Origin of the sequence: Pseudomonas sp. CG7 (assembly GCF_023701885.1) — a bacterium.
Lineage (GTDB): Bacteria > Pseudomonadota > Gammaproteobacteria > Pseudomonadales > Pseudomonadaceae > Aquipseudomonas > Aquipseudomonas zanjanensis.
In genome coordinates, this window is record NZ_JABAEE010000082.1 from 16210 (window position 1) to 27214 (window position 11005).

The following is an 11005-nucleotide window of genomic DNA, read 5'->3' on the forward strand; positions in this document are numbered from 1 at the left end:
CCTGTGCAGGACTGATGAGTTCATTTCTCAACCAGTCCTGTAGGAATTAATCTACAGACGGACACCCACCTCAGGAACCCCTACGTGACTGACACCCCAGCGGACACCGAGAACGCCACCCAGATCCGCCGCACCACCCTTTACCTGACCCTGGCGCAAGTGCCAGCGGGCAAGGTCGTCACCTATGGCCAACTCGCCGAAATGGCCGGCCTGGGCCGCGCGGCGCGCTGGGTTGGAAGAACCCTCAGCCAATTGCCGAACGACACCAAGCTGCCTTGGCATCGGGTATTGGCTGCCGGTGGTCGGATCAGTCTGCCGGCGGGCAGCGCCTCGGGGGATGAACAGCGCGCACGCCTGCGCATGGAAGGGATCAGTGTCCTGAACAATCGTGTTGATATTCAGCGCCATGGCTGGCGCCCGGTAGAGCACAGCGGTTAGAGTGCGCGCTTTGTTTTCGCAATTTTTGAGGCAGACTCCAGCCCATGCCCCGTAAAACCTGGCGCGCCGCCCTCGCCGCCTATGCCAGTCCCTCGACGCTCGTGCTGTTGCTGCTTGGCTTCGCCGCCGGCTTGCCATACATGCTGGTGTTTTCCACGCTTTCAGTCTGGTTGCGCGAAGCCGGCGTGGCCCGCGAAACCATTGGCTACGCGAGCCTGATCGGCCTGGCGTATGCCTTTAAATGGGTCTGGTCGCCGCTGCTCGACCAATGGCGCCTGCCGCTGCTCGGCAAACTGGGGCGCCGTCGTTCATGGCTGGTGCTCTCCCAGGCGCTGGTCATTCTCGGCCTGATCGGCATGGGCTTCTGCGATCCACAGAAACACCTGTCCTGGTTGATCGCCATCGCCGTGATCGTGGCCTTCGCCTCTGCGACGCAGGACATCGCCGTCGACGCCTACCGCCTGGAGATCGCCGACGACACCCGCCAGGCCGCCCTCGCTGCCAGCTACATGTCCGGCTACCGCATCGCCGCGCTGCTGGCCACCGCCGGCGCCCTGTTCTTCGCCGAAGGCTTTGGCTCCACCGGTTTCAGCTACAAACACTCGGCCTGGGCCGGCACCTACCTGTTGTTCGGCGTGCTGATGGTCCCGGCGCTCCTCACGTCCCTGTTCATGCGCGAGCCACCGGTACCGCTGCGCACCCAGTTGCAGGCCGGGCGCTACACGTTTGTCCATCAGTTGGCGTCGGTATTCGTACTGATCGTGCTGCTGGTCTCCGTCCCGGCGATGTTCACCCAACTCTTCAATACCGACTTCGCCAGCGTGCTGTTCGAGGGCGTCAGCCTGCTCGACCTGCTGCTCGAAGACCGCGCCTTCCTGCGGGCCATCCTCTATACCCTCCTGACCGCCCTGTGCCTGTCGGCCATGGGCCGGCGCGGACTGGCGCCAGTGCTGACGCCGATCAACGATTTCATCCTGCGTTATCGCTGGCAGGCCCTGCTGCTGCTCGGATTGATCGCAACCTACCGGATGTCCGACACGGTCATGGGCGTCATGGCCAATGTGTTCTACATCGACCAGGGGTTCACCAAGGACCAGATCGCCAGCGTCAGCAAGATTTTCGGGCTGATCATGACCCTCGTCGGCGCCGGCATGGGCGGCCTGTTGATCGTGCGTTTCGGCATCCTGCCCATCCTGTTCATCGGCGGTGTCGCCTCGGCCGCCACCAACATCCTCTTCCTGATGCTCACCGACATGGGCGCCAACCTGCAGATGTTGATTGTCACCATTTCCCTGGACAACTTCAGCTCCGGCCTGGCCACTTCGGCGTTCGTCGCCTACCTGTCGAGCCTGACCAACCTGAAATTCTCCGCCACCCAATACGCCTTGCTCAGCTCGATCATGCTGTTGCTGCCGCGTTTGATCGGTGGCTATTCAGGGGTGATGGTGGAGAAGTTCGGCTACCACAATTTCTTCCTGATCACCGCCCTGCTGGGCGTGCCGACCCTGTTACTGATCGCCTTGCACTGGTTCCAGGAGAACCGTCGCCAGGACACGGCACCCGCGGAGGAGCCGGCGCCCACCCGCCCCGCGGAAGAGTCGTAGGAAACTTCAGAAAACACCGGGAAAACCGGTGTCCGCACCTGGCGACCGGCCACGCGCCTGTACGCCAGGGCATCTCGCCCGTACAATGCTCCGTCACTTCTCGTCATCAGCAACCGACAACGGCCAACCATGCGCACCAGTCAATTTTTGCTCGCCACACAAAAAGAAACGCCTTCCGATGCCGTCGTGATCAGCCATCAATTGATGCTGCGTGCCGGCATGATCCGCAAACTCGCCTCGGGCCTGTACACCTGGCTGCCGATGGGCCTGCGGGTCATGCGCAAGGTGGAAGCCATCGTTCGCGAAGAGATGGACGCCGCCGGCTCCCTGGAAGTGTTGATGCCGAGCACCCAGCCGGCCGAGCTGTGGCAGGAATCGGGGCGTTGGGAAGAATACGGCCCTGAGCTGCTGCGCATCAAAGACCGCCACGGTCGCGACTTCTGTGCAGGCCCGACCCACGAAGAAGTGATCACCGACCTGATGCGCAACGAGTTGAGCAGCTACAAGCAGTTGCCGATCAACCTGTATCAGATCCAGACCAAGTTCCGTGACGAGATCCGTCCGCGCTTCGGCCTGATGCGCGGTCGCGAATTCATCATGAAGGATTCCTATTCCTTCCACGCCGACCTGGCCTCGCTGCAGGTCACCTATGACCGCATGCACCAGGCGTACTGCAACATCTTCACCCGCCTGGGCCTGAAATTCCGCCCGGTGGAGGCCGACAACGGTTCCATCGGCGGTGCCGGCTCCCACGAGTTCCACGTGCTCGCCGAGTCCGGCGAAGACGACATCGTCTTCAGCAACGGCTCCGACTATGCCGCCAATATCGAGAAAGCCGAAGCCGTGCCACGGGAAACCTCCCGCGCCGCGCCAACTGAAGCATTGCGCCTGGTGGACACGCCGAACGCCAAGACCATTGCCCAGTTGGTGGAAGGCTACGACCTGCCGATCGAGCGCACCATCAAGACCCTGATCGTACGGGCGGAAGAAGCCGGCAAGTTGATTGCCCTGATCGTCCGTGGCGACCACGAGCTGAATGAAATCAAGGCCGCCAACCAGCCAGGCGTTGCCAGCCCGCTGGTCATGGCCACCGACGCCGACCTGCGCGATGCCATCGGCGCCGGTGCCGGCTCCCTCGGTCCGTTGAACCTGCCACTGCCGATCATCATCGACCGTTCGGTGGAGTTGATGAGCGACTTCGCCATCGGCGCGAACATTGATGATAAGCACTACTTCGGCGTGAACTGGGAACGCGACCTCCCGGTTCCAACCGTCGCGGACCTGCGCAACGTCGTGGCCGGCGATCCAAGCCCGGACGGCAAGGGCACCCTGGAAATCAAGCGCGGCATCGAAGTCGGCCACATCTTCCAGCTGGGCGACAAGTACAGCAAGGCGATGAAGTGCGAAGTGCTGGGTGAGAACGGCAAGCCGGTCACCCTGCAAATGGGCTGCTACGGCATCGGCGTTTCCCGCGTGGTGGCCGCCGCCATCGAGCAGAACAACGACGAGAAAGGCATCATCTGGAGCGACACGTTGGCGCCGTTCCAGGTAGCCCTGGTGCCACTGCGCTATGAAACCGACCTGGTGCGTGAAGCCACCGACAAGCTCTACGCCGAACTGACGGCCGCCGGCTTCGAAGTGCTGCTGGACGACCGTGACAAGAAAACCAGCCCCGGCATCAAGTTCGCGGACATGGAACTGATTGGCATCCCCCATCGGATCGTCGTCAGTGACCGTGGCCTGGCCGAAGGCAACCTGGAATACAAGAGCCGCACCGAGGCCGAGCCGCAAGCGCTGCCGGTCGCCGACGTGTTGTCGTTCCTCCAGGCCCGTATCCGCCGCTGACACCAGATAGAGACGTCATGTTCAAGCGAAACACCTTAGGCCTCGGTGGCGCCGCCCTGTGCGGCGCCCTGCTGGTCAGCGGCTGTGCCAACCAAATGTCACAACGCAGCGAGCACGAAGAGCGGGTCGAGCGCAAATTGCTCGACCACAGCCTGCAGATCGACGTGGGCGAACCCAAGGTGCTCGACCTGCCGCAGCGTCGGGTGCGCATCAATGAGCAGAAGACCTTCGAAGTCACTGAGTTCGAGGTCACCCGCCATTATGATCGCTACACCCCGTACCAACCCTGGCGGGAGATCTACGAGATCCCCTTGGGCGCGGTGGCCGTCGTGGCCGGTGTCGGTGCGAACGTGGTCAATGTGTTCGCCCTCGGCACCCTGCCGGACACGGCGACCCGTGACTGGATCAGCTACGGTTTCGCCGGGCTCAACCCATTCATGAACGTCCCTTCCCATGGCCGCGCCCAGCAGAACCTGGCGGGCATCGACGAAGTCCAGCGCGACAAGCGCACGGAACACTCGAGCCTGCCCTGGAGCGAACGCCCGGTGGAGGTCAAGGCCGCCCGGCAGACCTTCGAACTGAGCACCGACCGTAACGGCGTGCTGCGCTTGAACCTGCTGGAAAGCCCGTTCGCCGAACAGGACCTGAGCCAGTTCGGCAAATTGCAGATCAGCGTGACGGATGCCCAGGACGAGGTGCACACCGACTCATCCCTGAGCATCAGCAGCACCTTGCGCAGCAAGCTGGTGGAGGCCCACGCGCTGATCTACGACGACCTGGAAGACGACGAGGTGAGCCAGTGGGTCCATCGGGTCAGGCGCCTGTCGGAGCTGGGACTTGAAGAGGAAGCCAGTGAACTGGAACAGAGCCTGATCGAACTGACGCGCAACGATCCGGAGCTGCAGACCGAGTTCATGAAAGCCCTGTCCAAGGATGGCGGCCGGGTGGTGGCGGAGCCGGGCGCTCACTGAAATCCCCCTGCACCAAGGGGATTGTGTGAAGGCAAAACCTGTGAGGGCAAGACCTGTGGGAACAAGGCTTGCCCGCGATGGCGGTTTCAAGGATGCCATCGCGAGCAAGCTTTGCTCCCACAAGACTCCCTAGCCACAGAGCAAGGCAAGGCATTCAGCCAAGCGACATCACCGCTCAAACAACTCCAACTGCTCAAACCCACCCCGCAAATCTTCCAGCCGCACCCCGATCCCCAATAACCGCACCGGCTTGCCGCCCCGGTTGAACGCCTGGGTCAACAACAACTGGTAACTGCCCAAGTCCCGCCCTGCCCCGGCCTGCTCCAACGTGGTCTGGGTGAAGTCATGGAACTTCACTTTGACGAACGGCTTGCCCGGTCGATAACTGCTGTCGATCCGCGCCATGCGCCCCCTGAGGGTTTCCATCAGCTCCGGCAGTTTCTCGAGGCAGCTCACCAGGTCGGGCAAGTCGACATCATAGGTATTCTCCACGCTGATGGACTGCCGTCGGCTGTCGTTGTGCACCAGACGCTCATCGATCCCACGAGCCAGGCTCCAGAGCCGCTCACCGAAACTGCCGAATTCGCGCACCAGTGCCAACTTGTCCCATTCACGCAGCTGCAGGCAATCGACGATGCCGAGCCGGTTCAGCTTATCGGCAGTGCCCTTGCCCACACCATGGAGCTTGCTGACCGGCAGGGCCGAGACAAACTCCTCGACCTGGTCCGGGGTGATGACAAACAACCCATTGGGCTTTTTCCAGTCACTGGCGATCTTGGCCAGGAACTTGTTCGGCGCGACGCCGGCGGACACAGTGATGTGCAACTGATTGGTACACGCCGGCGAATGTCCTGGGCGATGCGGGTGGCGCTGCCGCCGAAATGGGCGCTGGCGGAGACGTCCAGGTAGGCCTCGTCCAGGGACAGCGGCTCGATCAGGTCAGTGTAATCGCTGAAAATCGTATGAATTTCCTTCGACGCTTCCCGATAGGCGTCCATCCGCGGCTTGACGATGGTGAGGTCCGGACAGAGCTTCAAGGCGTGGCCGGAAGACATGGCCGAGCGCACGCCGTAGGCCCGCGCTTCGTAGTTGCAGGTGGCAATCACACCCCGCCGATCCGCCGAGCCACCCACAGCCAAGGGCTTGCCGGCCAGCCGCGGATCATCGCGCATCTCGATAGCGGCATAAAAACAGTCACAGTCGACATGGATGATTTTACGTTGCGTCATAGCGGAACAGGGTGTGCGACGAATCGGGCCACCAGTATCGCACCGGCACCTGTATATAGCACCAGTAGTTTGAAAGATCCTTCGTTGAGGCCCGAAAACGCCTACACAAATTTACTTCTTCAATCGCAACGAACCGCCCAATAGAGCGCCAGCCCTTGCCAGGCCTGCGTCACAGCGCTGTCACAATGCCTTTTACAAGGCTAAGCGCTTGAAGCGGAACAGTTTTTTAGATCAACAGGCTTGACAGCTGCTCGATCCTCTGTAGAATGCCGCCACACAGACGCGGGATGGAGCAGTCTGGTAGCTCGTCGGGCTCATAACCCGAAGGTCGTCGGTTCAAATCCGGCTCCCGCAACCAAACATCAAGAAAGGCTACTCGAAAGAGTGGCCTTTTTTGTGCCTGCTCATTTTTTGACCACTCGATCAGAGAGACGCCACCTACGACACCCCACGCGCCGCAGGTTGTAGGACAATTTTCTTTAGATTCCGAGCATTTAGCCAGGCAAGGGACGGATCAGTGGTTTATTTCTCCCCTTCGCCTTTTAACGGTTGACACTCGGGCGTTCGCCTGTAGAATGCCGCCACACAGACGCGGGATGGAGCAGTCTGGTAGCTCGTCGGGCTCATAACCCGAAGGTCGTCGGTTCAAATCCGGCTCCCGCAACCAAATACCAAGAAAGGCTGCTCGAAAGAGTGGCCTTTTTTGTGCCTGATGAAAAAAGGCTTCATTACAAATATTTTGTAATTATTTTCTACCGCAGGGATTGGTAACTTCGCTGGTTACCCCCATCCTGTCGCGCATAGCTCAAGAGGTGATTGATGCGCGCACACTCGTCTGACCCGCAAGACTCCGTTACTGCGACACAACCGATCAAGGCCGAGCGACTGCGCTGGCTGGATCGGATCAGTCAGTACCGCCAGCCCATCGGTCTCGCCGTCACGCTGCTGCTATTTGCGATTGCATTGGTTGCCTGCCGCCACTTGCTGCGCGAGCTCGATCTCTACGCCTTGCACGACTCGATTCTGGAAGTGCCCCGGCCTGCCCTGCTCGGCGCGATCGGCGCCACGGTCGTCGGCTTTATCATTCTCCTGGGCTACGAATGGTCCGCCAGCCGCTATGCCGGTGTGACGCTGCCACCGCAAACCATGATCCTCGGGGGGTTCACTGCGTTCGCCATTGGCAACGCCATTGGCCTGTCGCTGCTGTCGGGGGGCTCGGTTCGCTACCGCCTATATGCGCGCCATGGCCTCGGGGCTTCGGATGTCGCCCACATGACGCTCTTCGCCAGCCTGTCCTTGGGCTGTGCGTTGCCGCCGTTGGCCGCCCTGGCAACACTCAGCAACCTGCCCGCCGCGTCTGCCGCGCTGCATTTACCTGCCGCGTTGCTTGGGGCGATTTCCGTGGCCGTGCTACTGCTCACCAGCGCCTTGGCCATTGGTATTTACCGTCGGCGCCTGCCGGACCAGCCCCATCGGGACAGCCTTCTGGTAAAGGCCGGGCGTCGCACCCTGCGCCTGCCGGGCCGGCGCCGGACCTTCCTGCAACTGGTGATTACCGCGCTGGATGTGGCCGCGGCCGCCACGGTGTTGTATCTGTTGCTGCCCGAGGCACCGCCGTTCGGCGCCTTCCTGCTGGTGTACCTGCTGGCGTTGGCCGCCGGGGTGCTCAGCCATGTGCCGGGCGGGGTCGGGGTATTCGAGGCGATCCTGCTGGCCGCGTTTGCCGACAAACTCGGCGCCGCCCCCTTAGCCGCGGCGCTGTTGCTGTACCGCTTGATCTACGTGCTGCTGCCAATGCTGGTGGCCTGCGTGTTGCTGCTGATCAATGAGGCACAACGGCTGTTCCAGACGCGCCAGACCCTGCGGGCAGCCTCGGGGCTTGCCGCGCCGATCCTGGCGGTACTGGTGTTTCTCTCCGGTGTGGTGCTGCTGTTTTCCGGCGTGACACCGGAAATCGACACCCGCCTGGAGCACATCGGTGTCCTGATCCCCCATCGGCTGGTGGACGCTTCGCACTTCGGTGCCAGCCTGGTGGGCGTGTTGTGCCTGCTGCTCGCCCAAGGCCTGCGCCGTCGCCTGTCGGCCGCCTGGATGCTGACCACGGTTTTGCTGCTGGTGGGCGCCCTGCTCTCGCTGCTCAAGGGCTTCGACTGGGAAGAAGCCACGCTGCTGACGCTGACGGCGGCCTTGCTGGCAGTATTCCGGCGCTCCTTTTATCGTCCGAGCCGCCTGACCGAATTGCCCTTCTCCCCGCTGTTCCTGATCGCCAGCCTCTGCGTGCTCGGCGCGTCGATCTGGTTGTTGCTTTTTGCCTACCAGGACGTGCCCTACAGCCATCAACTTTGGTGGCAGTTTACCCTCGATGCCGACGCCCCTCGCGGCTTGCGCTCTCTCTTGGGGGCTGCCGTGCTGTTGGTGGTGGTGTCCCTGACCTGGTTGCTGCGCACGGCACGGCCGGTGATCCATTTGCCGACGGCAGGAGAACTGGAACGGGCCAAAACGGTCCTCATGGCATCGTCGCAACCCGACGGCGGCCTGGCCCTGACCGGTGACAAGGCGCTGCTGTTCCACCCCAACGACGAGGCATTCCTGATGTATGCCCGCCGTGGTCGCAGCCTGGTGGCGTTGTATGACCCGATCGGCCCTACCCAGCAACGGGCCGAAATGATCTGGCAGTTCCGCGACCTGTGCGACATCCACCATGCCCGTCCCGTGTTCTATCAGGTGCGCGCCGAAAACCTGCCCTACTACATGGACATCGGCCTGACGGCCATCAAGCTGGGCGAGGAAGCACGGGTCGACCTCAAGCGTTTCGATCTCGAAGCCAAGGGCAAAGAGATGAAGGACTTGCGCTACACCTGGAACCGCGGCACCCGTGATGGCCTGTCGCTGGAGATCCACGAGCCGGGCCAGGCGCCGATGGACGAACTCAAGGTCATTTCCGACGCCTGGCTGACCGGTAAGAACGTGCGGGAAAAAGGTTTCTCCCTGGGGCGTTGCAGCGACGACTACCTCAAGCATTTCCGCATCGCGGTGATTCGTTTCGAGGGCCGGCCGGTGGCGTTCGCCAACCTGCTGGAAACACACAGCCACGAACTGGCCAGCCTCGACCTGATGCGTGCCCACCCCGAGGCGCCGAAACTGACCATGGAATTCATGATGGTCGGCCTCATCCAGCATTATAAAAACCATGACTACGCCCGCTTCAGCCTCGGCATGGTCCCGCTGTCGGGCTTGCAACCGCGGCGCGGCGCACCCTTGACCCAGCGCCTGGGTTCGATGGTGTTCCGCCGTGGCGAGCAGCTCTATAACTTCCAGGGGCTGCGCCGCTTCAAAGACAAATTCCAGCCTGACTGGGAACCTCGTTACATGGCCGTGCCCGCCGGACTCGATCCGCTGGTCGCGCTGGCCGATACTGCCGCCCTGATTGCGGGCGGCCTGACTGGACTGGTGAAACGCTGATGATGCAACGCTCCTGGCGATACGTAGTGGCCGCCCTGCTGGTGCTGGCGGTGATTCTCGGTGGCGGTTACTGGTACTGGAACCGCCCGGCCCCACAACCCACCCTTGAACAACTGGCGCCCGCCGATGGCGCCGCACTGACCCGGGTCACTCCCGGCGCCAAGGCGCTTGCCCGGGTGCTGGTGGCGGTCAATGAGGACCAGAAGCTCAGCGACTCGCAATTGACGACCCTCAGCCGCAGCGGCTCGGCGCAGATCGTCCAGGTGATCCTGCCCAAGGACTGCATGCTGCAAGGCCGTGCCCTGCAAGCCGGCCTGAGGGAACTCCAGGGCCCAGCCACGCTGGTCAGCGGCATCGGCCCTGGCGCCGTGCTGGCTTGGCGCTGGCTGGCCGAGCAGAAGGACGACAAGGCCAAGGCCGTGTCGGTGGACCTGGCCCTGGAAAAACCCGGCTGCACCCACCTGTTGCCTAAAAGCGCAGCCCATGGTCATTGGCTGGTGGCCTGGAACGACAACCCCGACGACACCAGCGCCGGTTTCGTCAGGGATCAGAAAAACGCCGAAACCAGCATCAGCGACTACGACATCAACCTGCCGCAAGTGCTGAACAACGAGCTGCGCAAGATCCTGGTGGGCGCCGATAAGGGCAAAGGTGGCCTGAGCATTCCAGTGGTGGAAGTGCCTGCCAGCCAGGCGCGGGATACCGTGACCCTGTTTCTCTCCGGAGACGGCGGCTGGCGTGATCTGGACCGCGATGTAGCCGATGAAATGGCCAAGATCGGCTACCCAGTGGTCGGCATCGACACCCTGCGCTACTACTGGCAGCACAAGAGCCCTGAGCAGAGCGCGGCGGACCTGACCGAGCTGATGCAACACTACCGGCAGATCTGGGGCACCAAGCGCTTCATCCTGACCGGCTACTCCTTCGGCGCCGACGTGTTGCCGGCGATCTACAACCGCCTGCCGGCCACCGAACAACAGCGGGTCGACGCGATCATCCTGCTGGCCTTCGCCCGCACCGGCAGCTTCGAGATCGAAGTCGAAGGCTGGCTCGGCAACGCCGGCACCGAAGCCGCCACCGGCCCGGAAATGGCCAAGCTGCCAGCCGAGAAAGTGGTATGCATCTACGGCGGCGAAGAAGCCGACGAAAGCGGCTGCACCGACAAAACCGCCGTAGGCGAGGCCATCAAGCTGCCTGGCGGCCACCACTTCGACGAAAACTACCCGGCCCTGGCCAAGCGCCTGATCGATGAGATCAACAAGCGCCAGAACAAGACAGCCGAACAGTAAGCAGATACAAGCCTGACAAAAGCCCCGGCAGCCTTACGGTTGCCGGGGCTTTTTTGTGCCCGTACGGCTTACACACAACCCTCTGTGGGAGCGGGTTTGTTCGGGCAAGGCGGCGGGTTCTGCTCGATCAATGAACATATGGGCACCCGAAAGGGGGGCAAAACCCG

At 62.3% G+C, this 11005-nt stretch carries 6 protein-coding genes, 2 tRNA genes and 1 pseudogene; 8 read left to right on the forward strand and 1 reads right to left on the reverse strand.

From position 1 onward, the window contains the following. Nucleotides 1-84: 84 nt before the first annotated feature. The 4 genes from HGO40_RS25295 (at nucleotide 85) to HGO40_RS25310 (ending at nucleotide 4858) form a co-directional block, all read left to right on the forward strand. A complete protein-coding gene (locus HGO40_RS25295; protein WP_250965249.1) occupies nucleotides 85-438 on the forward strand; it encodes an MGMT family protein in 354 nt (117 codons plus the stop codon). A gap of 44 nt (nucleotides 439-482) precedes the next feature. Further along, entirely contained in the window at nucleotides 483-2042 is a 1560-nt protein-coding gene (locus tag HGO40_RS25300; RefSeq protein ID WP_250965250.1) for an AmpG family muropeptide MFS transporter, read from the forward strand. A 129-nt stretch (nucleotides 2043-2171) separates the two neighbouring features. Beyond that, nucleotides 2172-3887 carry a proline--tRNA ligase gene (locus tag HGO40_RS25305; protein WP_186708393.1) on the forward strand — a complete coding sequence of 572 codons (1716 nt, stop codon included), beginning with the start codon at nucleotides 2172-2174 and terminating at the stop codon, nucleotides 3885-3887. Nucleotides 3888-3904: 17 nt separating this feature from the next. Beyond that, the gene (locus HGO40_RS25310; protein ID WP_250965251.1) at nucleotides 3905-4858 is read left to right on the forward strand and encodes a hypothetical protein; all 954 of its coding nucleotides are present in this window, start codon (nucleotides 3905-3907) and stop codon (nucleotides 4856-4858) included. Nucleotides 4859-5026: 168 nt separating this feature from the next. Here HGO40_RS25310 and dinB read toward each other — a convergent pair. Next, nucleotides 5027-6087, reverse strand: a pseudogene (dinB, locus tag HGO40_RS25315) (DNA polymerase IV). Nucleotides 6088-6368: 281 nt separating this feature from the next. Between dinB and HGO40_RS25320 the strand changes: the two are divergent. The 4 genes from HGO40_RS25320 to HGO40_RS25335 all read left to right on the forward strand — a co-directional run bounded on the left by HGO40_RS25320 (nucleotide 6369) and on the right by HGO40_RS25335 (nucleotide 10838). Next, nucleotides 6369-6445: transfer RNA gene (locus HGO40_RS25320), tRNA-Met, on the forward strand. A gap of 232 nt (nucleotides 6446-6677) precedes the next feature. Beyond that, nucleotides 6678-6754, forward strand: a tRNA-Met gene (locus HGO40_RS25325). 152 nt (nucleotides 6755-6906) lie between these two features. Further along, nucleotides 6907-9549, forward strand: a complete 2643-nt coding sequence (gene mprF / locus HGO40_RS25330) for a bifunctional lysylphosphatidylglycerol flippase/synthetase MprF (protein WP_250965252.1) — start codon at nucleotides 6907-6909, stop codon at nucleotides 9547-9549. After that, on the forward strand, nucleotides 9549-10838 hold the full coding sequence (locus tag HGO40_RS25335) for a virulence factor family protein (RefSeq protein ID WP_250965253.1): 1290 nt from the start codon (nucleotides 9549-9551) through the stop codon (nucleotides 10836-10838). Before mprF ends, HGO40_RS25335 begins: the two co-directional genes overlap by 1 nt. Nucleotides 10839-11005: the final 167 nt, after the last annotated feature.

What these genes read in the sequence shown, in the direction of transcription:
- HGO40_RS25300 (WP_250965250.1), top strand. Translation starts at nt 483, where the DNA reads ATGCCCCGTAAAACCTGGCGCGCCGCCCTCGCCGCCTATGCCAGTCCC.
- HGO40_RS25335 (WP_250965253.1), top strand. Translation starts at nt 9,549, where the DNA reads ATGATGCAACGCTCCTGGCGATACGTAGTGGCCGCCCTGCTGGTGCTG.
- HGO40_RS25310 (WP_250965251.1), top strand. Translation starts at nt 3,905, where the DNA reads ATGTTCAAGCGAAACACCTTAGGCCTCGGTGGCGCCGCCCTGTGCGGC.
- mprF (WP_250965252.1), top strand. Translation starts at nt 6,907, where the DNA reads ATGCGCGCACACTCGTCTGACCCGCAAGACTCCGTTACTGCGACACAA.
- HGO40_RS25305 (WP_186708393.1), top strand. Translation starts at nt 2,172, where the DNA reads ATGCGCACCAGTCAATTTTTGCTCGCCACACAAAAAGAAACGCCTTCC.